This is a genomic window from Pseudomonas sp. REB1044, assembly GCF_038813925.1.
In the GTDB taxonomy this organism is placed as follows: Bacteria; Pseudomonadota; Gammaproteobacteria; order Pseudomonadales; family Pseudomonadaceae; genus Aquipseudomonas; species Aquipseudomonas boreofloridensis.
The window spans coordinates 3,208,187-3,229,753 of sequence record NZ_CP046139.1; the positions used below are offsets into that span (position 1 = coordinate 3,208,187).

A 21,567-nucleotide genomic window follows, 5' to 3' on the forward strand; every position below is an offset into this window, starting at 1 on the left:
GTCATGAGCCTGAAGGCGAGCGATGCAGAAGCGTTCTTCGATGCGCTGAGCAAGCCGGTCATGTTCAACAAGAAGTTGGACGCCGTCCTTGAGAGTCACGAACAGCGTGTCACCGGCCGATGAGCGAGCGAGTCGATCTGCTCATCACGCCTTAGCCACCAACCATTACCGAGCCGGTTTCCAATGCGGCGTAAACGCACTGGACGACTACGTACACAAGCAAGCCGGCCAAGACGTGAAGCGCCGCGTTAGCCGGGTATTCGTCGCCACCACGCTGGAGCAGCCAGACGTCATCACGGGGTACTACACCCTTTCCAGCCTGTCGATCGAGTTCGACCAGCTTCCCGAAAAGCTTGCTCGCAGACTGCCTCGCCACCCACTCCCCGCCGCCTTGCTCGGCCGCCTCGGCATCAGCCAAGATGCTCAGGGTCGTGGCATAGGCGGATTGCTGCTAGCCGATGCCATCAAGCGTACGCTGGCCGTCAGTAATCAAATCGCAATCTACGCCTTGGTCGTCGACGTTAGCGACGACGACATTCGGGGATTCTACGAGCAATGCGGGCTCTTGCCGCTTGGTTCGGATAGCCGTCGCTTATTCCTGCCACTGCAATCCTTTTAATGACTCGCCAGACAGTGCCCCCTGCCGGCTCAGCTCACACAAAGCCCTCCACAGATTCTTGCTCAAGGGGCGTGACCAGCGCAAAAAACACCGGTGGGGCGAAAATCGGAAGCCCTCAAAACCACCAAGCATAAAAAAATCCAGTCACCGCTAAGTGACTGGATTTCTTGGAGTATTTTGGTCGGGACGGAGTGATTCGAACACTCGACCCCTTGCACCCCATGCGTGGCAAGCACACGTAGACCCTTGAAATTACTGGTTTTCCCGCCAGGCGCTCGCTGCAACGATGCCTAACAGGGTTCAACCGATCCGGACACAGTCACTTCAAAACTCACTGGCCCATGCCAGCCCGCCCACGGCGTCCTGCCGAATCTAATCCCCTTGTATAGACAGCCCATCCTGATACACGCGAAAAAGCCCGCACGCCCAAGCGTTGTCGTGCTCTTCGAGCGCCCAGGCCCTGCCCGCCTCTGCAAGCTCGAGCATGTCGATCAATTCAGCGTCATTGATATCCCGGCGCCGGCGGGCCGCATACGCCATCTCCGCGAGCACAGCAGCGCGGCCATCGGGATCGGTGATCAACGCCGACCAGTCGTCGAGTTCGCGCGTCCAGGTCTCCGGGATCATTGGTCCGCCCTACACCACCAAGACTGCGCGTACAGCGCGCCGTCAACGTCCTCCAGCCCGGTGAGGTTCATCCCGTTCTGTGCCATGCCTGTGATGCGCACGTCCAGCAGACGGGGGATGATGTCTGCCCCGGGTGCGGGGCTGAACACCCAGGCGGTGGTTGTCGATCTTCCAAGCGCCGCGCAGTGGCTTTCTTTGATCTGGACCTGACCGCGCAGGGCCTGGACCTTGCGCATTTGCTCGGGCGGGATCGCGACGCCGCGCTCACGCCGTCGGACGATTAGGAAGTACATGGAACACCAATACTGTACATGGATACAGTATTTCAGCACCTAGGGCTTAGACTCAGGAAGTACCGCTTGGCGCTGACTGAGCATATGTATGTGATTCCGACAGGCGGTCGTCTGAGGATGTGCCATATCATATGATAGTGGTACACTGTCTTCATTCAAGGAGATTGCCCATGATCGAGCTTTTTCATACCAGCCCAGAACAGATCGTAGAGCTGCACTCTCGCGGCAGATTCAACGAGTTTCTGTTCTTCTCTGACCGCCCCTATGTCATGACTGCTGGCGAATACGTCACATACAGCCTGAGTATCGACGATGGGCTGGTGATTAACGCTGGCAGCCTCTTCTATCACGAAGAGGCAGCGAAACTGACCTCCTTGGTCGACGAGTTTTGCACTCGCTTCGGGGTGGATACGGACACTGCGGAAGAGATCATCAGCGAGCGCCAGCAACTGGATAGTTTGGACGCTGATGATTCTTGGGACGTCCAGGTTTTCACAGCCCGCGCGGCGAAGCTGCTGGGATTCCGAGGTGTGGCCGTGACAGACGAACAAGGCACGGCCTACATGATCGACATGGCTGATCGCGCCAGCGACTTGGTGAGAGCGTGAGCAAGGCTCAGAAGAACGCCGTCGCGAAGTACCGCGCTGCCCAAATTCAGATCCAGGCTTTGATCAATCCCACCACTGAGCCAGACCTGGCGGGCGACTGGGAATATCTGAGACGCCAGTTTGATGGCAGCAACAAAAAAGCCTTGGCCTGGGCCATATCCCACGCCAAAGCGAGCATGGACACATTCGCTGTCTGGAAAGATGACCAGATCGATCATCCGCTCCTGGTAAGGGCTGTGAGCATGCCGGCAGCCTTGGACGAAGCTGCACGCCGCTACGGATACGTCGACTACGCAGACATGGCAGGGGAGCTTGCTTGGTCGGCGGATCAGGGCCTCAACATTGAGCTCCAAGACAAACAGCGCTAGGTCTTCGCGATCATAGCTGGGCTGGATGCGCTTCCAAAGTTGCAGGTTCGAGTCCTGCTGATTGCACTCATTCTACTGCCGGATAGGCAGATCATATGCAATTAGGAGACGCTACATGCTCTGCCATCACTGCTGTGCCACCCTGCCCGCCAGCAAAATGTCACTTGGGCAGTGGGCTATTGAGTTTGGAACTCTGATTGCGACTCGCAATTTAAAGCCTAAAACGCTCGCGGACCGCCTGTCACAGATTCAGCAATTGGTCCTTTTGCTGGGCGGACCAGACCGTCAGCTGTCTACAATCCGTCCAGTTGATGCCGCAACTGCAATTCGTCGCGTTTGGGATTCGGGTCGTGAGCATCTCTCATTGCGCCTGCACATCGAGGCTGACGATATGTTCAACGAAGCCATCATCGCAGGCCATGTCGGACTTAACCCAATCACTCACCTTCGTCGACCACGCCCCGTCGTGCGCCGGTCGCGCCTGACTTTCGAGCATTTGCAGGCCATCAGGAGGATCAGTACGCGCCGCGGCCGGCAGTGGCTTGTAGGCGCGATTGATATCGCCCTGGTGACCGGCCTGCGAATCGGAGATGTTGTTCGTCTTCAGGCAGACCACATCTCAGACGACCACCTACTGGTGAGGCATCAGAAAACAGGCGTCCGCCAGGCCATCCCACTCGACATCCGGCTGGACGCGGCACGCATCTCGCTGAGGAAAGTCATTGACCGATGCCGAGACGGGATGAAGCCAGGCGAACTTTTGATCTGCAGGCCTGATGGACGGCCGTATCACAAGAACTACCTGACCTCAGCGTTCTCGGCAGACCGCGACTCGGCGATTCCCCGATCTGCATGGGGTGAAGGCAAGAAGCCAGCCACCTTCCACGAAATTCGCTCATTGTCTGAGAGGATGTACCGTGCACAGGGCCAGGACACCAAAGCGCTGCTTGGCCATAAGCGCCAGAGCACTACAGACCTCTACAACGACGAGCGCGACTGTGGCTCGGTGTCGTACAGAGTTGTGCCGATCGCGGGGAGGAAAAAAGGCCCCACTCATGTGACGGGGCACGCGTGATGCGCTTCGTGTTTGTGCAACCCATAAGCGTGGGTCAAAGAACTCACTGATTGGGCATTCGTTGAGGTGAGGCTACCGGCAGGCGCTGGCGGCAGCCTCGAGCAAGCGCTCGTAACCAATCCGCTGGCGCCGCTCGGCCAGCAGCGCCCGCACCTTCACCTCCAAGCTGTCAGTCTTGCGCACTCCAGCAGTTGCCCATTCCGGAACGGCGACATCCGGCGCACGACACGGAACCTGCACTGGCACTTCCACACGCACATACTGGACCTGGGGCGGTGCATTCGCTGCGCACCCGGCCAGCAGCAGGCCGACCAACATCACCTGCATGATCTGCGCCTTCATAGCCCCAGCTCCTGATCGATGATCGATGTTGCGGCCGCGCACTGATCGCCGCCGGTGCGCTCCTGCTGTAGCCGGTTCGCGGCTGCATAGTCGACCTGGGCGCCAGCCTTCGCCTGGGCCACCGCCTGCTCGGCCTTGTGCTGGCGGGTCTGCGCGGCCAGGGTCAGGTCGCCGAGTGCTTTCCCCTGCTCCTGCGCCAGCCCGGCCAGGTTGTCGCGCGCGGCGGCGCACTGTGCGGCCCGGTCTTGCTGGTCATCGAGCAGCGGCCGGAAGTGGTTGGTTGTGGCCCAGGTGCCAACGGCTATGCCGAGCAACACCAGCAGGCCAGCCCCCGCCAGGCGAATCAGCCAGGCTTTCATGCCAGCACCCGCATCGCGATGTCGTACAGGGCCTGGCGCTCTGCGGCGCCGTTCGGCGTGCGCCCGGGCTGACCGGTGTTGATGATGCTGCCGATGTCCTTGAACCGGCCGGCATCGGCCAATTCGTTCAACCCGTGCTGCGCCCACCACCATGCGGCGGACTGCGCTGCGTGCTCCGGTTGCTCGAGCAGTTCGGACTGTTCCTCCAGCGGCAGACCAAGGGCCTGGGCAGCGGCGCGATAGTTCGCCCGGCCGGTGAGCTGGATGAGTCCGCGCCCACGGTAGCGCCAGCCGTCGCCCGACGACTCAGGACCGTTGCCCATGCGGCCGCCGTAGACGCGATTGGCGATCTTTTCCGACTGGCGAGCGTAGGTCGGCGCGGTCTCGGCGGTGAAGCGGCTGGGCCAGGTCCGCACCAGGGCGTCGGCGCTGTAGTTCAGGTTCTCGCTCAGGGCGCGCAGCTGGCCAGACTCATGGCCGACCTGGGCAAGGAAAGCGGCGGTGCGCACGCGGCTGTCGATCTTCCAGCGCAGCATTGCACGGTTCAGCGCAGGCAAAAAAATGCCCGCTACAGGGCGGGCTTTGGGGAGGATCTGCAGCAGTTGCTGTTCGGTGATCGGCATTGAGGCTTCTCCGGACAAAAAAATACCGCCGGGCGGCGGTCGGGGTTGGATGCGGCATCAGGCAGGCGGCGCTGGCCAATCGATCGCGCTGGGGTATCCCGGCTGTTCGGGCAGGCGGTTGAGCGCAACGCGGTAGCGCTTCCACTGTTTCAGCAGAGCCTCCTCGGCCTCTGTCGCGTCATCGAGATCAACTGCGTCCTGGAGCGGGGCGATTGCAGAGTCAGCGATCGCCCTGAGTCTCGCCGCCTCCGCTTGCGCAGCAGTGAGTGGGTCAGCGGGCTCCGGCTCGGGCATCGGCGGCAGCTGGGCGACTGGCAGATCCTCGACAGAAACATGCAGGGTAATGCTGTGCAACAGGTCCGCGGGCTCGGCGTCTTTCATCACAGACACAGTCAGGACGCCGTCTGCGTAGGTGATGCCTACCGATGCGGCGGCATCCATCTGGTTCAGCACATAGCCCCATCCCTCTGGCGGCGGGCACATGCCGAGGGTGCCACTGACAAGGTACTGACCTGGCCCAGGGTGCTGGACAGTGAGGTCTCGGCTACCCAGCGAGGTGATGTCGATGATCGACCCGTCGCCCAGAATGTTGATTGCTGCTCGTGTAGTCATGTCAGATCGCCTTGAGTGTGCCGTCGGATGCGCGCGTGGTGTTGCCTGTGTGGTAGAGCTCGATGACGGGTGTAACTCCATCACCGTAGACCGACCACATCTTGATGGTCCCTGTATTGCCGGATAGGCCATACGGCCAGGCGATCATCAGGCGGTTGTTGTTGGCACCAAACCTGATCGTCTGCTTGTACCAGTAGCCAGTGCCGCCGCTGGGGGCGCCCGGGGCACCTGGGGCGTACAGCACGGGATCGAAGCCCTGGTCCAGGTCGGTGTACCAGCTTTTTGTCGTCGACGAGGCGCCCACCAGCCCGATGGATTCTGAGGGTGGAACCTGGCCCTGAGCGAATCCCACCGCGCGGGTTGCAGCCGTTCCCAGGCCGAGATTGGTCCGGGCTGCAGTCGCGTTGTCAGAGCCAGTACCGCCCTTGGCCACCGGCAGAATGTCGTAGTTGCCGGTCGTGCCCAGGGCCGCCATTTTGGCGCCGAACTGCTCAACATACTGCCGCAGTCGGTCTGCCGATTCCTTCACGTAGCCTTGCATGGGGCCAGGCCATAAGTGCCACCGCTCACGGTCCCGCCTTGATAGGCTGGGAGGATGCTCAGCACCGTTGCACTCGCGATGTTGGTGACTTCGTACCAGCGGCCGTCCGGGCCTTGCAAGGCATCGCCAACTCTCGAATTGGCGGAGAAGTTGGTGCCGGTTCCGGTCACCGTGTTTTGGCCGGCAGTAATCGCCACCGTGCCAGATCTGTACCATGGCATGCTCAAATCCTAGTTATAGGGAAATGGATAGTCACTCGACCTGATGACAAGCGCGTCAGGTAGAACAGCGGGTATGTCGAAATAGCTATTCGCGGCAGAGGTTGATCCATACATCGTCGTGTGCGCCGCATCACACGCGACGAAGGTCACACCGCCATTAACACCGAAACACCCCTCCATAGTTGCCATAAGATTGGTTAATGCAGGGGAGTTAGCGGGGTCTGGAGGCGAGGATCTTTCACGCCGGCCCTGTCCCATTGATCGACTGAAAGTAATGCAGGCGGCGCAGTCACCAGATGCTACAGGGACGAAGATCCTAGAAGTGAAGCTGGTGAAATACCCGGCCAAACCCGAGGGTTTATCCCATCCATTCGATCCGCCTTGATAGACAGCACCATACTGATTGGGAAGCCTCGGATCGGTCGCCGGAGGCTGCGGTGCCGTGACACTGGCTATGACATTCAGAGGGATCTGACTAGAGTTGAAAGTCAGGTCTCCGGCCTCATTCCAACATTTCACCCCGTTAATCGGACCATTATCAGACATCAGGTCGAAGTAGTAGAACTTGGTACTGGCCGAAGCAAGTAGGAAGAGAAAGGTTGTTGTATCACCAACCTTCGAAGAGCCGCATGATACCCCGCTGCCATTAATGAATACGATCGGAGCGATGGCCCCCTGAACGGAGAACCCGAAAAGAATATCCGTCACTGACGTTTCTGAGTAACTCGACGGGCGTGTCGGGTCTAGATTTACTGATTTCAGCAGCAGCCTCGGCCATCCACCGATACTTTGAAGGTTGCCGCTCTTGCGTAGACCATACGCAATGTAGCGACTATCGAAGTTTATTCCCGCATTGTTCTCATTCAGGCCAATGAATGCGCTTGCCATTTGACCACCTATCGATATCCATAATGGATCCGGCAATTTAGTGAATAGAAGCCCCAGCCATCTGGATATGAATACTGCCAAGAAAGGGTGGTACCGCTCAGGGTTACGGCAGGTCGCTTCCCCAGGTAGCGATCCTGCTGGCTGAGCTCTGCCACTGCGAAGAACAATGTCTTTCCAGCCGGTGCCGCAGCAATCGTTGTGGAGCCATTGGTGGCGTTCGTATCCACGTATCCAAGCATCTGGCTTATAGGCTTGGTCATGTCTACCAGAACACCACCTTCAAGCAGGTACGACTTGAACCCTGTAGCCATTAAATTCCGTTCCCCATCTTCGTAGAAGGATTACCATTCTTGAAGTAGGTGTTTACCTGTCCAGGAATTATTTGAGTTGAGCCATCTTCGCCTTGTCCGCGAAGCGCGAAATATCCGCTTTTGAAGTTGAGTTCAATTAACGGCCTACCTTGGGAATCGGTAGCCTCTGAGCGCAAGACCTCACTTAGGATTACTTCGCGGATAAACGCTTTATTAATCACCGCCTGGTTGATGAACACTTGGCCGTTCTGTACCACGAACGGCAGGATCAGTTGGCCGCTGACCTCGTCGACAACCCCGAAGCGCTGTGCGAATGCCAGAATCTCCGAGGTCTCACCGTCGCTGCCGACCGAAAGTCCCGCCATGACCTTCCGCCCATTTGCGATGGTCTGCGCCTTGATGGTCGTCTGCGCTCTCACACGGCCATCCAGCCCTACCACGGTCTCGCTCACATGCTGCACGGATGACCTTGTGTCACCGATGGAGGCCTCCAACGTCTCCGACTTTCTCGCCAGGGCCTGATCGGCCTCGGCAAGCGTCTTGGTGTCGATCGCAATCTTCGCCTTGGTCTGCCAGGCATCCAAAGCGCCAGTCAGGTCGCCCTCTCCCGTCTCTTCTCGACCTGCCGTGTACACCGACTCAACCGACGTGCGCAGCGATGCCACCGCGCCGTTCGTGTCTGTGAGGGATTCACTGACCTGCTGGATTCGTGAGGCGTTGTCACCGACTGAGGTCTTCACCTCTGCAATGCGCTCAGCCGTGGAACGCTCATTCGTGGTCACGACCTGGTCGAGCTGGCTGATGCTGGACTTGTTGTCTGCAACCTGGGTGTCGAGGGACGTCAGCCGCGTGGCGGTGGCTTCGTTCTGCGACGCACGCACCTTGACCTCATCGGCAAATTTGGCCGTCGCGTCCCAGCCCTTCATGGCATCCGCCAGATCTCCTTCCGCGTCATCATCCCGTGCGGCGGCCTGCAGTGCTGTGAGCTGGCTTGCGGACGCGGTCACCTTGCCGTCCAGGTCGCTGATGTCAGCAGTGTTGCGCTGCACCTGGCTGGCCAGGGCATTGGCAGTCTCCAAGATGGTACCGATATCGGCCCAGTAGTTTGCATCCGGGGGTGCTGCGCCTGCTGGCACGTCGGCAATGGCCTGGAACAACCTCTGCCCTTGACGAACCACGTCCCCACGGGCGTAGGCGTCTTCCGGGTTGTAAGCCAGCGCGTCAGTCAACTCGTTGATGCGCTGGTACAGCTCTTTCTTGGCATCATCGATCCGACCGGACACTGAGCCAGGCCCATCGCCCGAAATGAGCTCGATTTCCTTGCGAAGCTCCGGGTACAGGGCACCATTGCCGATCTTGTCCCTGAAATACTCCTCATACTCGGACTGATCTGAGCTCGAACGTCCCACCACCCCAGCACCATCGGGATACCAAGGGCCGAAGTTCCCCGAACGGTCGATGAGACGCGCCCAGTAGAAGAACTCAATACCGGGTACAAGCCCGTGCAGCTCATGCTCAGCCTGCGGATATGCGAAGTCCCCCAGCTTGATAGCCTGGTCGCGGCTGGTTGTTGCGCTCTGCCAGATCTCCGTGCGTTGCGTGTCCTCTGCGCCAGGCGGGAAGGCCCAGGCCAAGCCGGTACCGAAGACCAAAGGCGTGGACTTTAGGTAGGAAACCGCTGGCGGTAGCCCTTCCTTGCCCTTGAGCTCCGTCAGTGTCGAGTTGCGCCACGTCGAGGTGATGTCGAACGCGCTGACAGCCCGGACCCGCGCCAGGTAGGCGCCGGCATAGATGCCGACGACATCAACAGAGGTCGTGCCAACGCGCTGCAGGCGTACCCAGTTGCCGTTGTCCTTGCGCCACTCGACGTCATACGCGACCGCCCCTTCGACCGCCGGCCAGGCGATCGTCATCGTGCTGACAGCGATGCCTTGGTCGATTGCGTGCCCGGACGTCACCGACACGCTCGTGGGCGCCGGCACCGTGGTCACCGGGATGACGCTGATCGGCCGCTCGTCGAGCTTGGCGCCGGTGTCGATCGCTGCGAACTTGCTCGGGTTGAACTCCAGGGCGGTGAACTCATACTCGCCCTCGGCAGTGCGCACGCGCTTGAGCACGCGGAACAGCTGGATGGCCAGATCCTCGTAGTCGATTGCCCATTGCAGCTCAGGCTCGGGCTGGAGCGCGTAGGCGGTCGTCACGGTGACGGCGCGGCCGCTGACCAACTGCACTGTCCTGCCTTGGGCCGTGCCGTTCGGCAGGTTGATGATCAGGCGGTCGCCAGCCTTGATAGGCGTGTCACGGTCCAGCGTCACGACGCGGCCGGCAGCCGCCGATATCCGGCCGCCATTTGGGCGCCCGGCCACCAACTCATCGGCTACAGGGATGACGAACCCAGGCAGCACGTTCGCGCCTTCCATGCCCGTCTTGAAGGTCACGGTGCGGTCTTGGTTATTGCTCAGTAGCGCCCATTTGCCTCGACGTTGTGCCTCGCTGGCGCGCGTGCAGCCGATGGCAGAGATCTCGATGGGACGATCCCGGTACCGGCGCTGGAGCGCATTGTCGGTCACCGGGACGACGTCGGTGTCGTAGTTGTTTGCCGGGTTGTCGTAGCTCACCAGCGCGCGGCTGTAGTGCGTGTCGCGCCCAGCGCCGCCGTAGACGAAGTCACCGTCGATGACGTTTGATCGGGTGAACACGTAGTCGATGTCTTGCGCGCGCGGCATGTCCGCTTGCATGAACAGCGAGCCTTGCGCCCAGTAGGTCATGCCCCGGTAGATAGCCGACAGATCACGCAGCAGCGTCCAGGCCTCGGCCTTGCCCTGCAGGTTCAGGTCGCACAGGTAGCGCGGCTCCTGCCCACCTACCCCATCTGGTACTAGCTGATCGCAGTACTGGCCGATCCGGTACATCTCCCACTTGTCGACCATCCAAGACTGGATGCGTTTTCCCAGGCCGAATCGGTCGTTGACGCAGATGCCGTAGGTGGCCCACACCGGGTTGTTCGTCCAGGCCTGCTTGAACGTGCCGTCCCACACCCCGGTGTAGGTTCTGGTCGCCGGGTCATAGTTGCTCGGCACCGGCCAGCGCTTGGCTTTGCAGTCGACGGTCACAGCCGGGATGTTCTGGAACTGCTGGGCGTCGAACTCGATGTACAGCAGCGCTGTGTTCGGGTAGCGAATTTTCTGGTCGATGATCTGCGTGTAACCCGAGACCATCATCGTGTCAGCTACGCTGCCGTTGTTGAGGTTCGGGGTAATCCGGCGCACGCGGAACGTCCAGCCCGACGTTGCCTTGGGCAGATCAACGCGCACCGAGCGCTGGTAGCCATTGGTGGTCTTTCCGTCGACCGCGCCACGGTGAGCCTCGACGAACGATCCGCCATCGGTAGCCACATCAATGGCGTACTCAATGCGGTAACCGTTCGTGCCGTTGGCGTCAGAGCTCAAAAGGCGCGGCCAGGAAAAGCGCAGGCGTACTGCCGAGAGCTGGGTGTTGGTCAGCGCGCGGGTGAACGGCGTGTCGCTGCGCAGTTCCACGTTTACCGTGGTCTCGTTCTCGATCGCCGGAATGCCCTGAATGTAGTCCTGCTCAACAGACCCAGGGCGCCACTCCCACTTCACGCCCGGAAAGTTCACGTTGCCGCTGGCATCCATGATCGGCGTGTTGTCGAGGTAGATGTCGCGGTCTGTAGGCGTGCCGTCGAACTCACCCTCGCCCACCGCCAACAGGATCTTGGCGATGTTGGTAGACCGTAGGCTGTCGGGGGCCTCGTAGGGTGCCTTGGGCTTCTTCTCGCCACTCTTGGCGCCGGTGATCTCAAGTTGAGCTGCTGCGCCCATGCTGTCCTCCGGGCAATAGAAAACCGCCCGGAGGCGGCGTGTTTTTCTGTACAGGGTGGATGCAATGCCAGTAACACCTAGACGGCTTACCGGAGTAGGTTTCAGGCTCCCACAACCAAGGAGCGGTTATGTCGATCAGAAGCCTGGCAAAGAATCTACCCAAAGACCCCGACAATGAGGGCTGTGTTCTGGGTTGGGGAGTTGTGAAAGACGCCCCCTGGGAGTTCATCGACATCTACGCCTCGAAAAGCGCGGCGGAGGCCGAGGCAGCCGCTCGAGGGACCGGTCATCGCGTGGACTACGGTTCTCATCGCCTTGGCACAGATGAATTCATGGGTGGGCTTGAGCGCCCTGCGTAGGGGCGCCTGCCGCAAACTGCATGCAGCAGTTGCCAGATAGCAGAACGGCATGGAGACCAGGCTTCCCCGTGTACCTCCGGACGTAACCAGCCCGTGCCTGGCACTTACCTGTGAAATACTCCCGGTGAATCTCCCGCTCTCCATCTTTGATGGCAACCACGGCTTCATCAGCGCACACCTGACCGTGCTCTATGCGGTGAAGATCTCGGATGGTGATTCTGTAAGTCACTCTGGTCATGCTTTGTCCTCTGCGTAGATCGATGCCGAGATGATCGCCCCACCCCAACGGCGCTTGCCGATGCAGATCGGGACGGGGTTGCCACTGGCGGTGGTGTTCTTGGCTGAGCCGAAGGCGTACGACGGCAGGTTCTCCGGCGAGCCGCTTTGCGACAGGCCCTTGGCCTGGGGGCTGAGCATTTGAATGACGCCGCCGGCGAGCAGTGCGATGCCGAGAGGCCCAGTGGGTGCGCCGAAGAAGCTGGCTACTACCAAGACTGCACCCAGGACGGTTTGAAGGAGGCCGCCACGCTTACTTCCAGCGATGACCGGGACGATACGAATGTCCCGTGATCCGCCGCGACCAAAGCCCTGGGTGCCAACATTCTGACCGTTCCGAAAAACAGCGAACCGGAGGCCCAGTTCGCCGAGTCGCTTTACCTCGGCCTCGAAGCCATCAATAGTTGCCTTGAGCGCCTTGAATGCCTCCCACACATCCCCCGCATCCAACTGCCTCCGATGCACCCTGCCGAAACGACGTGCCAGCGATCCGGACAGCTTGATTGTTGTCATCGGCGAGTAAGTGATTGCGCTCATTGAGCCTCCTTGTGGCGCAGAATCAGGCGTGTCCGGTCAAGCCAAGGCCCGCCGAACACGATTATTTCTGATGGCCTGCCGTAAAGGTGGTGCAGCAGGAACGGGCCTGGCCCGAAAACATCTGCTTGCTCGCCCGGTAGTGCTGGTTCGTTCCCCAGGAAAATGCCGGCGTGGTTCGGGTGCGCGGTGCGTCCAACAGACATGACGACCATGTCGCCGCGCTGCGGCTGGCTGACCTGATAGAACCCAGCAGCTTCGTAGGCCTGCTCGTACAAGCTCGGCCCCTCGGTGCTCTCCCACCAGCCATCCTCGCGGGCGTAGACTGGAAACTCCAGACCCCACTCGCGCTGGTACCAGTCTGCGCATACCTGCCAGCAGTCCCAAGCCCCATGCACGAAGGGCCGGCCCAGCAGCGTGGTTTGGCCGGTTGGTGTGATGGTGCGCAGGTCTCCCTCCGGCCACGACAGGATGTGCCACGGCACGCCCGTGGCCTCGCACATGGCAAGGTCGCGCGGAGAAGGCCTACTGGTGGCATCAGGATGCGAGTGCACGATGCCGATCACCTCACCCAGATCCTCGGCCGCCGCATACTGCTCCGGGTCGATTCGGAAATCCTCAGTCGGCTCGGTGGCCACGTTATCGCATGGGTAATAGATCTGCTTGCGGCCGACAGCCAACAGCAGCCCGCAACACTCGCGCGGGTACGCCGTCGCAGCGTGCCTCTGCACGGCGGTGAGAATGTGTTTGCGCATGATCAGCTCCTGGCAATCAGAGACACGGCCGGGAAACCGCCGAATGGAAGTTGGTTGCCTTGGCCGTGCCGTACAACACATCCAGTGTCCAGGCAGCCATTGCACTGATCCTTGGCCGGATCACTTGTCGGGTTGCCGTCCATATCGTAGTACGGGCCGGTGTAGCCACAGTTCGGCCCACGGTAGCCATTGGTCATCGCCCAGTGGCAGAGGGTCGTCATCTGCCGGCCGATACTCTCCCCGCCTACATCGCCAGGGCTGGCCAGCTCCCACGAAACGACCTTCCCGTTCTCCGACGTTTTTTGGTCGAGAAACCAAATCTCAAGGCTTTCCTGGGTCGGGTCTGCCGTAGGGTTGCCGCCAGGAAAGTTTGCCGCGTCCAGGTACTGACCCAGCGTGTTCCGGATCGTCAGCTTGAACTCCAGCAGGTTGTCGAACGCCAGACACAGGGCGGTGATCCTGCCATTCACATTGCCGACCGACAGCGATGGGCGCACAGCGGTGCCGTCCGAGTTCGCCTGAATGCCGTCGATCTCCAAAGGCCAGGCACCGTACTCCTCGCCGCGCCACCAGATTGACTTCGCAGGCAGTTGGTCTGCGTCCGCTCCAGCAGCAGCCAGTTCCTGCGGTGTGTGCGGGATGGCATGGCCATGGAAGCGCAGCACGTCGGCGCCGAAGTCTGAGCCATCAAGCTCGAACAGCACCACTTCAGAGCCAGGCTCCAGCTTTTGGATTTGCGCTACCAGACTCATGGATGGAACGCCCTCTCGAATGTGGCCGCGATCTTGAATCGGCCGCCGCCCACTGGCGTTGGCCTCGGATCTTTGCAAGTGAACAGGCCTAGATCGCCCATCGGCGTGTACCAGAGGAATGCTTTAGCGCCGCCGTGTCGGTCGAAGAACTCCATCATCTTGCGCACCTCGGCTCGCGTTCCAGCCGCCGTAATGGGATAGCTGTCTTGCTTGTTGTTGGGCCCGTCGGCGACCACCTGACGGTATCCATCGCCGAATCGAGACTCGCGAACGCGATACTCGACTTGCGCTGCCTCGCCGCGCTCGGTCGGCCAGCTGAAGGTTTCAATAGCCATACCATTCTCTGTAGGATGTCGATTCAATGAGGGAGACGTTATGGGCCAGCCGCTACCGACGCTGCATGGACCTGCCAATGGCGCCATCAGGCCGCAGGTCCATGCTCAACAGCTTCCGGTAGCGGGCATCCACGAACGCACCTATTTCCTTGCCGAACTGCTCAAGCCCTGGGCTGCTGCTCTGCACTTGGCTGGCTCCCGAACCATCGATCCGGATTGCCACCGACACGGGTGCCGCTTGGCTCTGGCTGACAGAGTTGGTCATCTGCCGAGGAACCGGCATTGGCGTGACGTAACCACCATCCGCATACCCGTTCTGGTTCAGCTGGTGCAGGTAGCTCCGCATGCCAGGCTGGGCCACGACCTCCTTGCGCAGCACGAACTCCCCGCCGTGCACCACACCCATGGGCTGATACTTGGCTCCATCGCCGGTGTAACCGCCGTCAGAGAATCCATATGCCGCTGAATAACCAGCGGCAGAGGCCCCAAGCTTGGATGAGATTGCGCCCGCGCTGCCCGGCGTGAACGCACTGGAGGCTGCTGCTGCGCCACCACCAAACAAACCGCCAACTGCGGATCCAAAGAGGCTTCCAGCGAGACCAGTGATGGCCTGGCGCGCGGCGATTCTCGCCATGTCCGCAAGCACCGACTTGGTGAAGTCAGAGAAAGACAGCTTCCCGGTGGTGGCGAAGCTGGCCACTGCATCTTCCATGCTGGTGAACGCATTGCTGAACAACGTCCGCGTCTGTCCGGCGACGTCACGGGCCTGCTCGAGGTAAGTGGCGAACGCGGACGATGCGCCATTCCTCCAATCGCCCTGAGCGGCAGAGATCTTGTCGTAGTTGCCCACTACAGTTTCCCTGTACCGGTTCTCAGCCTCCTCAAGGATTGCCAGGTCGCGCTTGTAGTCCTCGGCGCTGTACTTGTCCGGCGCCGTGCGGCGGCGATCCAGCAGAGTTTCACGCTTGCGGTTGAACTCGTCGGAAACCCCGTCCAGCTCTCGCTGAAGGCCCGCCTGGCGATCACCCATGCCGAGGGCGGCCGCAGCGCGATCGCCTGCCGTGGCCCGCACCTGTCGCTCGCGCTCAAGCTGATCGGTGTATGCCTGGACCGCAGCAGTTTGGCGCTTGAGCCGGCCTTCCTCATTGGTTGCGAGAACCGCCAGCTCGGAGTCGGCATCCTTCTGCGCCTTGACCATTGCGGCCCGCGCGTCGGCGATCTTCTGGTCGAGCTGGATCTTCTGCTGGGCGCTAGTGGTGCTGCGCCCCTTAGCATCCTCCAGGGCCTTGATCTCGGCCTCGTAAGCGCTGGTGACATCGCCTTTCTGCTGCTCGATGATCGCAGCGCGCTGAGAGGCATAGGATTTCTGCGATACCAGACCAGCCTTCTGCGCTGCATCCAGCTCCTTCTGGTGGTTCTTGTACTCGGCCAGGATCGCGCCCAGTGCGTTCTTCTGGTCGTTGAAGCTGGAAAGGTCCATGGGGGTAGTGCGTACTGCTGGATCCTTGAATTGCTTGGCGATATCCGCCTCAACTCGGGCGATCCTATCTGGATTGAGGCGCTGATCGTCAGGATTCTCCTTGCGGATGTCTGCAAGGGACTTGCGATACGTCTTCAGCTTATCGGCCCGCTTCTCTGCATTGGTCCAGGCAGACTTTTCGAGCTTATCTACCTCGTGCATGCCAGCGATCGAGTCACGCTGGCGCTTCCGGTAGTTCTCTTGGGCTTGGTCAATCGATTTCTGAATCCTGATCTGGTCGTTGAGGGCCTGGATGCGACTTTCAAGTAGGGTCCTCTCATTAGCCGCTTCTGCGCTCTTGGCCACAATCGAATTGCCCGCGACATTCTTTTCCAGCGCCGCCAGATCCTTTTGCGCTTCGGCCAGCTGGGCTGCGAGGCTTGCGGATCGGCCGAAATCAAGCGCTGCATCGCCGGCATTTTTCGTCATTCCCCAGACGCCGCGCCACGCCTTTTCGATCCAACCCAGGTTCTCGACGATCTCCTTCGTCCTAGTATCGATAGTCTGGGCGTAGGTGTCTGTTAGCAGTTTGGCCGCACCGACTGTGTCACCCTGCTCTTTCAGGGCGGCAATCTGAGCGTAAGTGCTGGCAGTCAGAAAGTTGTATTGGTCGTTCAGTTCTTTGGCGGCTGAAACCGGGTCCTTTCCGATTTTGACGAATTCAGCGACAGTCTGCTCAACTGCGCGCCCAGTAGCGTCTTGCATCTGAAGAGCCGCAGTTGCGACGGTGCCGATGCTTTCACCGGCAATGTTCGCATTGCCGGCCAGTTGAGCCAAAATCTCAGCCGCTGCGCCAGTTGTGCCTACGGTCGCGGCAATCTGTCGAGAGAGATCTGTCATAGCACCTACATTCGTGCCGGCCGCATTCCCGCTCAGAATCAGAGATTTCCGGAATTCTTCTTGCTCCTCGGATCCCTTGTAGTATGCGACTCCCAGTCCGGCCACTGCGGCTGCCGCAACCGTGAAAGGGTTGACCAAGCCGACGATGTACCCGCCCATAGCCCTGGCGGCTGGACCGATGCCCCCGAACATGTCTTTGAGCTGGCCGCCCTGCTGAAGGAGCACTGTGAGTGGCGCTTGACCGCCCTGGAGGCTCACAACAATGTCCGTCAATTGCGCAGGAACCCCGCGCAGCGCTGCTGCAGTTGCCTTGGCCGACATTCCAGTTCGAGATAGGGATGAGTCCATCCTTCCCAGCTCCTGCCGGGCCTGGTCTATTTTCCCCTTGTAATCTGCGAACGTTTCTGCGTCCAAAGCGCCAGATGATTTGAACCCTTGCAGCCTGCGCTCCATCTCATCCAGCCTGCCAAGCGCGGCAACGGCCGGATCAATTCGGCCGAGCAACTCCTGAAGACCATCCGCTTGAACGCCGGTCGTCACGGCTGCCTGTCTTGCAGCAGCAGAAATCCGGTTCTCTGTGTCAATAAGAGCGCGGCCGCGCTCGTTGATCTGTGCTTGGTAGGCCGACCAGTCAGTCGCTGCAGACTTGGCGGTTTCCATCGCTCCGCCGACACTCACAACGCTGGACGCCAGCCCCTTGTGATAGTCACTTGCTTCAAGAGATGCCTTGGCCATGGCAGTGAGCCGGGCCATCGCCTCGCTTGAGGTTTCTGCAACCTTCTCTTCGGCGGCCGCCAGCTTGCCCATAGATTGTTCAGCTGCCGTGCTTCCAGTGGCAAGCTCCTTGATCGAAACCCCGGAGGATCTGGCTTGCGCTTCAACAGCAGCTGCAGCCTTCTCTGCGCGCTCTCCGGCCTTTGCCAGGCTATCCAGATTATCGGCCGCAGTGACTGCTTCGCCCGATTCGACTCGGACCCCCAGAACGGCAATATCACCTTGGCTCATGATTTCTCCAGGCATAAAAAAACCCGCCGGAGCGGGTTGTGTTAAATGTTGGCTTTCTATTGCTGTCCATCAGCTTTACATAGCGCTCTATCCAATGAGCTCTCATCAACTCCTTCAAGCGAAACTGACTGGCCGCCACCATCCTTCCAGATCACGGTGTAGCGCTTGAATCCAACGTAACCGCCCATGGCATTTTTCGAGTTGACCTCACCACACACCCAGCCATCCTTCTTACTCCGCTCATTCCGAAACTGAGCAGACGACGGGTCAGTGAGCTTCTTGGCGACAGCTTCGCGCGCCCTGTCGATATCGCTCTTCCCACAGCCAGCCAAGGCGATCCCGGCCAGTGCCACCAGCACCAAATGCTTCATGAAGTACCTCTTCTCAGCCTAAAATTCAGGGCACGCTTAAAGCCTCATCATATCCTCAAGGCTCATGTAGGCCTTTTCAATAAAGATGCTGAAGTCTGTGCCAGACTGACCTCTCATTCGCCCAACCTCAGATAGAAACCTGCGTTTTTCCGCGATAGGGATCTTCATCTTGCCGATAGCTTTCACTATGAGGAGAAATCTGAGGTAGTCGCCCCGTCTCGAGGGATCGAGCCAATCTCAGACGCCATCTGACCACCCTCCGCAAACACCCTTCTATGCTTGGTTGCCGGCACCCAAATGCCCTGCCATTCTTGCTTGGCTATTTTGGGTAGCTTGCTGGGCGGCAGCGACTCCAGGCGTCCATGCTGCTGTAGCACTCGAAGCGAGTTTCTAGCCTGCATCGTCGCGCAAAATTGATATGCGGCGATACCGTCAGCACCATTTAGCTTCTTGGCGTATGGCAAGCGCAGGAAGCGATCCTCGAACGGCGAGTAGCTTTCCACTACGATCACGCCACTGTGGTCCGGCTCGCGTTGACTGACGACGATTTGGTCAGGGCCACCCCACGGAACAATGGTCTCCGTGCCGGGGGCGAACAAAGAACGAAGGTAAGGCTCATCGTCGCCAGAGAACCGCTGAGGTGACCGCAGGTAAAGCACTGCTCCGCCCTTGGTTACGTTTTCGATTGCACTGGCGCCGCGAACCATGACCGTTTTTTCAAGGCTGAGTTTGTCCTCAGCGGTAAGGCGATACGCCGCAGGGTCGTGCTCGTGGCTTATGGTGTCTTTGGGGCCGTAGAGATACGGCTGAAGAAGTTCTAACCGATTCACATCGCGAGCATCCCTGTTCAGATTCGGGAAACTCTACCACCCGAGTGGACGATTTCGGAATGCCAACACCAAAACCCCGCGATGGCAGGGTTCGTTTCATGGCTGTCGTTAGCAGTAACCGTCGGATCGCCTGGCCTCGACAATCTCGCGAACCTGATCTGGCGTGAAGACCAATGCGAGCTGGTACCCACTGTCACTTGTACGGGCTTGTTGCGGGTTGAAACCCAGCTTCAGCACATAACGCCTTGCTGCGCTTCGATCCATTTTCAACAGCAGTGCAAGCTCCCGAAGGGTCGTCATCTTCTTTTGCGCACCAAGAACGCCCGGAGAACTTTGCTCCTTTGATGCATCACGGCGCTGGTCGAAGGTCTGCCGAGGGTTTAGACCTTGCGCACCTTTTAGGTAGATGCCTGAAAGAAACCATGACAGCCCCTCAAGCCATGCAGAAACCATCGGATCGGTAGGGTGACGATCAAGTTGCTTGACCCATATGTCATACTGGAAAACGAGTTCCTGGATGATCAGCCCCGAGAACGGGCTAGCAATACTATGCCCAGCCACGATCCCGTCTTGCCGACATTCATCAACCTGGCTTTGAGTTAGCTTCACGCGCAAGCCCTCCCCTTGAAAGGCCCGACCGCATAACGCTGAGGACGCTCAACCGCTTGGTTGAGCCCCGCAATGAATGAACTCAAGGAGTCCAGCTTGTTACGGTACGTCCTGAGCTCCCACGCGCCAGCGTAGATTTCAGTGATCTGAATCTGGAGGCTATCCCCGAGGACGATGCCAGCGCCCTCGTAGATGCATTCAGCGAGATGCTTTCCAGCTCTGGCTATGATTTTGAATGGGATGGTCCTGGGTCGCTCTGGATCAGGTTTGACACGATCTGAAACACACCTAGTACGTGCCGCCGCTCATCTTTTAACCAGCGGATTCTCGCTGGTTTAACTTTGCTTCCACCCAGGTCGTCCATGGCAAACGGAGTAAGCGCATGAAGATATTGAAAAAGGTGGCCACCGCGTATCGCAACCGCAAGAAGTCGAATTACGCCGATCTGAGCAGCTGGAAGCTTTCACTGATAGGCATTCCGACATTCCTCTTGGGGTCATTCGTGACATGGCAAGCCCAACACTGGGGCAGAGAGCTTTTTGATGTGGTCACTGGCTATAAGCTTGGGCTCGATGCCTGCATAGCTTTCGGGCTTATAGGTACGCTCGCCCTTAGTGGTCTTTACTTACTGGATGTCTCACGACGCTGCCACGACTTGATACGCGAGCGTCTTTTCGTATAGCCCAATCCAAACCACGCCTGAGGCCTACTCCATCCCTCGCAGGAAACACAATGTCTGGCCCATCTGCACCCAACAGGGAGTAACTATGCACAAGGTTTTGCTCGCAGTAAGAGTCGTCCAGAAGGGTGAATTGTTAGGCTACTGCAGCCATCAGCTCGACCTTCCATTCGTGCCTTTTCCCGGCCTCCACCTTGAGCAAGGCACCAGCTGCAAGCTCTGGGAAACAATGACCGGGGCAGAGCTTGATCCTGCCGTTGAGCGCGTCATCTACGATCTGGATGAAGAGCAGTTTGTCTGCCTCTTCAACGTCGACATCCCATTGCGTGCCTCGTTTTGGTACGACGATGTAGATCCGACCCCCGGGACGATCAGCGCCATAGGCGAGTACTTCCGTCACACGCCTATCCAAGCATGAATCCCATGAGAAAACTCATAGCCGCCTTGCAGAGGTTTCAGAGGCGGCCGTACGCCGATCTCAGCGATTGGGCTCTAACGTTGATAGGCATACCTAATTTCTTGGTGGGTGCCTACTATTTGTGGGTCTCAGGAAACTCAACCATCGATTTGGTCCAATGGTCCAAAGACCATGCCATCACCTGGGATGCCGCCTTAGCTTTCGCTTTCGTCGGGCTGATTGCATTGGGCGGTCTGTATTTCGCGACCGTCGCGCGCCGCTGCTACGAACTAATCTACGAGCGCAACTTCAGGTGACCCCAAGCTCGGCCAAGCGCCGGGCTCTTTACGCACTTGACGACCGGCCCGGAAATCATCTTGAAGTAATAGGTGACTGGCTTAGTTCCCTCTACATAAAGCACCGATCCGTCGTCGTAAGGAATAGCGGTGATACTGATGCCATCGCGGGAGACCCGGGTCTCACCGCCGACGCGGTAGATCAAATTGCCATCCGGCAAGATGACTGTCGTGAAACCTCTTATCCCAATGACTGAAACCTTAGAGCCGCATTGCAAAGATTGACTAGCAGCAAGGACAACATCTCCCCAGATCAAAACTGCTAGGAACACGACAGCCGATTTGAACCGATGCATCGAGAAGCGCCTTTAACGGATAGAAGCAATCTGCCACCAAGATCAACCGCAACCTTGGCTCCGTCGTAGACATTAAATTCCTCTGGGTGTTGTTCGCAAAATCCGATTCAGGCATTCGCGTTTAGCACGCTCTGAAGCGGGAATTTGATACCCAGCGAGAGAGTCCACGCTAGCTGAAGCATTGCATACATCAGCTTCCGTAAAGCTGAATTGCCACTACAGGTGATTTATCAGTCACAGGCCTCGCCGAAGGGAGAAAATCAATGTCTATCCGGTTGCCACGTCATGAATTACAGGAATGCTTAGATAGGATCCATCTCGAAAT

At 59.1% G+C, this 21,567-nt stretch carries 25 protein-coding genes, 1 tRNA gene and 2 pseudogenes; 9 read left to right on the forward strand and 19 right to left on the reverse strand.

Annotated elements, in window-relative coordinates; translation table 11 throughout:
* Window positions 1-3 precede the first annotated feature (3 nt).
* Window positions 4-123 (forward strand): hypothetical protein, encoded by a 120-nt coding sequence (locus tag GKC70_RS14505; RefSeq protein WP_342649063.1) that lies wholly within the window; start codon window positions 4-6, stop codon window positions 121-123.
* A 112-nt stretch (window positions 124-235) separates the two neighbouring features.
* Window positions 236-619: a GNAT family N-acetyltransferase gene (locus GKC70_RS14510; protein ID WP_342649064.1), complete on the forward strand. Its 384-nt coding sequence runs from the start codon at window positions 236-238 to the stop codon at window positions 617-619.
* Window positions 620-797: 178 nt separating this feature from the next.
* Here the strand turns inward: GKC70_RS14510 and GKC70_RS14515 are convergent.
* The 3 genes and pseudogenes from GKC70_RS14515 to GKC70_RS14525 form a co-directional block, all read right to left on the reverse strand.
* Window positions 798-886: pseudogene (locus GKC70_RS14515) on the reverse strand.
* A 105-nt stretch (window positions 887-991) separates the two neighbouring features.
* On the reverse strand, window positions 992-1,246 hold the full coding sequence (locus GKC70_RS14520; RefSeq protein WP_342649065.1) for a hypothetical protein: 255 nt from the start codon (window positions 1,244-1,246) through the stop codon (window positions 992-994).
* The gene (locus GKC70_RS14525; RefSeq protein ID WP_342649066.1) at window positions 1,243-1,539 is read right to left on the reverse strand and encodes a hypothetical protein; all 297 of its coding nucleotides are present in this window, start codon (window positions 1,537-1,539) and stop codon (window positions 1,243-1,245) included. The genes GKC70_RS14520 and GKC70_RS14525 overlap by 4 nt, the downstream gene beginning before the upstream one ends.
* Before the next feature lie 170 nt (window positions 1,540-1,709).
* Between GKC70_RS14525 and GKC70_RS14530 the strand changes: the two genes are divergently transcribed.
* From GKC70_RS14530 to GKC70_RS14545, 4 genes are all read left to right on the forward strand, one after another.
* Window positions 1,710-2,147 (forward strand): hypothetical protein, encoded by a 438-nt coding sequence (locus GKC70_RS14530; protein WP_342649067.1) that lies wholly within the window; start codon window positions 1,710-1,712, stop codon window positions 2,145-2,147.
* Window positions 2,144-2,515 (forward strand): hypothetical protein, encoded by a 372-nt coding sequence (locus tag GKC70_RS14535; protein ID WP_342649068.1) that lies wholly within the window; start codon window positions 2,144-2,146, stop codon window positions 2,513-2,515. Before GKC70_RS14530 ends, GKC70_RS14535 begins: the two co-directional genes overlap by 4 nt.
* A gap of 6 nt (window positions 2,516-2,521) precedes the next feature.
* Window positions 2,522-2,581: transfer RNA gene (locus GKC70_RS14540), tRNA-OTHER, on the forward strand.
* Window positions 2,582-2,630: 49 nt separating this feature from the next.
* Window positions 2,631-3,590, forward strand: coding sequence for a tyrosine-type recombinase/integrase (locus GKC70_RS14545; RefSeq protein ID WP_342649069.1), 960 nt, complete (start codon window positions 2,631-2,633; stop codon window positions 3,588-3,590).
* Window positions 3,591-3,662: 72 nt separating this feature from the next.
* Here the strand turns inward: GKC70_RS14545 and GKC70_RS14550 are convergent, their stop codons facing one another.
* The 7 genes and pseudogenes from GKC70_RS14550 to GKC70_RS14580 form a co-directional block, all read right to left on the reverse strand.
* Window positions 3,663-3,932: a hypothetical protein gene (locus tag GKC70_RS14550; protein ID WP_342649070.1), complete on the reverse strand. Its 270-nt coding sequence runs from the start codon at window positions 3,930-3,932 to the stop codon at window positions 3,663-3,665.
* Complete coding sequence (locus GKC70_RS14555) at window positions 3,929-4,291, reverse strand: hypothetical protein (protein WP_342649071.1); 363 nt, start codon at window positions 4,289-4,291, stop codon at window positions 3,929-3,931. The genes GKC70_RS14550 and GKC70_RS14555 overlap by 4 nt, the downstream gene beginning before the upstream one ends.
* Window positions 4,288-4,914, reverse strand: coding sequence for a glycoside hydrolase family 19 protein (locus GKC70_RS14560; protein WP_342649072.1), 627 nt, complete (start codon window positions 4,912-4,914; stop codon window positions 4,288-4,290). Before GKC70_RS14560 ends, GKC70_RS14555 begins: the two co-directional genes overlap by 4 nt.
* A 57-nt stretch (window positions 4,915-4,971) precedes the next feature.
* Window positions 4,972-5,526, reverse strand: a complete 555-nt coding sequence (locus GKC70_RS14565; RefSeq protein WP_342649073.1) for a tail fiber assembly protein — start codon at window positions 5,524-5,526, stop codon at window positions 4,972-4,974.
* Between the two features lie 373 nt (window positions 5,527-5,899).
* A pseudogene (locus GKC70_RS14570) lies at window positions 5,900-6,288 on the reverse strand (phage tail protein); the annotation flags it as partial.
* Between the two features lie 9 nt (window positions 6,289-6,297).
* Complete coding sequence (locus GKC70_RS14575) at window positions 6,298-7,176, reverse strand: hypothetical protein (RefSeq protein WP_342649074.1); 879 nt, start codon at window positions 7,174-7,176, stop codon at window positions 6,298-6,300.
* A 310-nt stretch (window positions 7,177-7,486) separates the two neighbouring features.
* Window positions 7,487-11,329: a DUF1983 domain-containing protein gene (locus tag GKC70_RS14580; protein WP_342649075.1), complete on the reverse strand. Its 3,843-nt coding sequence runs from the start codon at window positions 11,327-11,329 to the stop codon at window positions 7,487-7,489.
* A gap of 128 nt (window positions 11,330-11,457) precedes the next feature.
* Here GKC70_RS14580 and GKC70_RS14585 point away from each other — a divergent pair, with 128 nt between their 5' ends.
* On the forward strand, window positions 11,458-11,688 hold the full coding sequence (locus GKC70_RS14585) for a hypothetical protein (RefSeq protein WP_342649076.1): 231 nt from the start codon (window positions 11,458-11,460) through the stop codon (window positions 11,686-11,688).
* 234 nt (window positions 11,689-11,922) lie between these two features.
* On the opposite strand, the gene GKC70_RS14590 is transcribed toward GKC70_RS14585, so the two are convergent.
* The 8 genes from GKC70_RS14590 to GKC70_RS14625 form a co-directional block, all read right to left on the reverse strand.
* A complete protein-coding gene (locus GKC70_RS14590) occupies window positions 11,923-12,501 on the reverse strand; it encodes a tail assembly protein (protein WP_342649077.1) in 579 nt (192 codons plus the stop codon).
* Window positions 12,498-13,253, reverse strand: a complete 756-nt coding sequence (locus GKC70_RS14595; RefSeq protein WP_342649078.1) for a C40 family peptidase — start codon at window positions 13,251-13,253, stop codon at window positions 12,498-12,500. Before GKC70_RS14595 ends, GKC70_RS14590 begins: the two co-directional genes overlap by 4 nt.
* 2 nt (window positions 13,254-13,255) lie before the next feature.
* Entirely contained in the window at window positions 13,256-14,005 is a 750-nt protein-coding gene (locus tag GKC70_RS14600; RefSeq protein WP_342649079.1) for a phage minor tail protein L, read from the reverse strand.
* A complete protein-coding gene (locus GKC70_RS14605; RefSeq protein ID WP_342649080.1) occupies window positions 14,002-14,340 on the reverse strand; it encodes a phage tail protein in 339 nt (112 codons plus the stop codon). Before GKC70_RS14605 ends, GKC70_RS14600 begins: the two co-directional genes overlap by 4 nt.
* A gap of 52 nt (window positions 14,341-14,392) precedes the next feature.
* Window positions 14,393-17,704 carry a phage tail tape measure protein gene (locus GKC70_RS14610; protein WP_342649081.1) on the reverse strand — a complete coding sequence of 1,104 codons (3,312 nt, stop codon included), beginning with the start codon at window positions 17,702-17,704 and terminating at the stop codon, window positions 14,393-14,395.
* Between the two features lie 56 nt (window positions 17,705-17,760).
* Window positions 17,761-18,075 (reverse strand): hypothetical protein, encoded by a 315-nt coding sequence (locus tag GKC70_RS14615; RefSeq protein WP_342649082.1) that lies wholly within the window; start codon window positions 18,073-18,075, stop codon window positions 17,761-17,763.
* 185 nt (window positions 18,076-18,260) lie between these two features.
* The gene (locus GKC70_RS14620) at window positions 18,261-18,905 is read right to left on the reverse strand and encodes a hypothetical protein (protein ID WP_342649083.1); all 645 of its coding nucleotides are present in this window, start codon (window positions 18,903-18,905) and stop codon (window positions 18,261-18,263) included.
* A 108-nt stretch (window positions 18,906-19,013) separates the two neighbouring features.
* Window positions 19,014-19,514: a hypothetical protein gene (locus GKC70_RS14625; RefSeq protein WP_342649084.1), complete on the reverse strand. Its 501-nt coding sequence runs from the start codon at window positions 19,512-19,514 to the stop codon at window positions 19,014-19,016.
* Between the two features lie 382 nt (window positions 19,515-19,896).
* Here GKC70_RS14625 and GKC70_RS14630 point away from each other — a divergent pair, with 382 nt between their 5' ends.
* Together GKC70_RS14630 and GKC70_RS14635 are read left to right on the forward strand one after the other, a co-directional pair.
* Window positions 19,897-20,196, forward strand: a complete 300-nt coding sequence (locus tag GKC70_RS14630) for a hypothetical protein (RefSeq protein WP_342649085.1) — start codon at window positions 19,897-19,899, stop codon at window positions 20,194-20,196.
* An 85-nt stretch (window positions 20,197-20,281) separates the two neighbouring features.
* A complete protein-coding gene (locus GKC70_RS14635; protein ID WP_342649086.1) occupies window positions 20,282-20,611 on the forward strand; it encodes a hypothetical protein in 330 nt (109 codons plus the stop codon).
* A gap of 274 nt (window positions 20,612-20,885) precedes the next feature.
* Here the strand turns inward: GKC70_RS14635 and GKC70_RS14640 are convergent, their stop codons facing one another.
* Window positions 20,886-21,242 (reverse strand): hypothetical protein, encoded by a 357-nt coding sequence (locus GKC70_RS14640; protein ID WP_342649087.1) that lies wholly within the window; start codon window positions 21,240-21,242, stop codon window positions 20,886-20,888.
* Window positions 21,243-21,567: the final 325 nt, after the last annotated feature.

Bases quoted from the DNA above. Each gene is read 5' to 3' on its own strand.
- GKC70_RS14505 (WP_342649063.1), top strand. From the start codon at position 4: ATGAGCCTGAAGGCGAGCGATGCAGAAGCGTTCTTCGATGCGCTGAGC.
- GKC70_RS14520 (WP_342649065.1), bottom strand. From the start codon at position 1,246: ATGATCCCGGAGACCTGGACGCGCGAACTCGACGACTGGTCGGCGTTG.
- GKC70_RS14525 (WP_342649066.1), bottom strand. From the start codon at position 1,539: ATGTACTTCCTAATCGTCCGACGGCGTGAGCGCGGCGTCGCGATCCCG.
- GKC70_RS14530 (WP_342649067.1), top strand. From the start codon at position 1,710: ATGATCGAGCTTTTTCATACCAGCCCAGAACAGATCGTAGAGCTGCAC.
- GKC70_RS14545 (WP_342649069.1), top strand. From the start codon at position 2,631: ATGCTCTGCCATCACTGCTGTGCCACCCTGCCCGCCAGCAAAATGTCA.
- GKC70_RS14550 (WP_342649070.1), bottom strand. From the start codon at position 3,932: ATGAAGGCGCAGATCATGCAGGTGATGTTGGTCGGCCTGCTGCTGGCC.
- GKC70_RS14555 (WP_342649071.1), bottom strand. From the start codon at position 4,291: ATGAAAGCCTGGCTGATTCGCCTGGCGGGGGCTGGCCTGCTGGTGTTG.
- GKC70_RS14560 (WP_342649072.1), bottom strand. From the start codon at position 4,914: ATGCCGATCACCGAACAGCAACTGCTGCAGATCCTCCCCAAAGCCCGC.
- GKC70_RS14565 (WP_342649073.1), bottom strand. From the start codon at position 5,526: ATGACTACACGAGCAGCAATCAACATTCTGGGCGACGGGTCGATCATC.
- GKC70_RS14575 (WP_342649074.1), bottom strand. From the start codon at position 7,176: ATGGCAAGCGCATTCATTGGCCTGAATGAGAACAATGCGGGAATAAAC.
- GKC70_RS14580 (WP_342649075.1), bottom strand. From the start codon at position 11,329: ATGGGCGCAGCAGCTCAACTTGAGATCACCGGCGCCAAGAGTGGCGAG.
- GKC70_RS14585 (WP_342649076.1), top strand. From the start codon at position 11,458: ATGTCGATCAGAAGCCTGGCAAAGAATCTACCCAAAGACCCCGACAAT.
- GKC70_RS14590 (WP_342649077.1), bottom strand. From the start codon at position 12,501: ATGAGCGCAATCACTTACTCGCCGATGACAACAATCAAGCTGTCCGGA.
- GKC70_RS14595 (WP_342649078.1), bottom strand. From the start codon at position 13,253: ATGCGCAAACACATTCTCACCGCCGTGCAGAGGCACGCTGCGACGGCG.
- GKC70_RS14600 (WP_342649079.1), bottom strand. From the start codon at position 14,005: ATGAGTCTGGTAGCGCAAATCCAAAAGCTGGAGCCTGGCTCTGAAGTG.
- GKC70_RS14605 (WP_342649080.1), bottom strand. From the start codon at position 14,340: ATGGCTATTGAAACCTTCAGCTGGCCGACCGAGCGCGGCGAGGCAGCG.
- GKC70_RS14610 (WP_342649081.1), bottom strand. From the start codon at position 17,704: ATGAGCCAAGGTGATATTGCCGTTCTGGGGGTCCGAGTCGAATCGGGC.
- GKC70_RS14615 (WP_342649082.1), bottom strand. From the start codon at position 18,075: ATGAAGCATTTGGTGCTGGTGGCACTGGCCGGGATCGCCTTGGCTGGC.
- GKC70_RS14630 (WP_342649085.1), top strand. From the start codon at position 19,897: ATGAAGATATTGAAAAAGGTGGCCACCGCGTATCGCAACCGCAAGAAG.
- GKC70_RS14635 (WP_342649086.1), top strand. From the start codon at position 20,282: ATGCACAAGGTTTTGCTCGCAGTAAGAGTCGTCCAGAAGGGTGAATTG.
- GKC70_RS14640 (WP_342649087.1), bottom strand. From the start codon at position 21,242: ATGCATCGGTTCAAATCGGCTGTCGTGTTCCTAGCAGTTTTGATCTGG.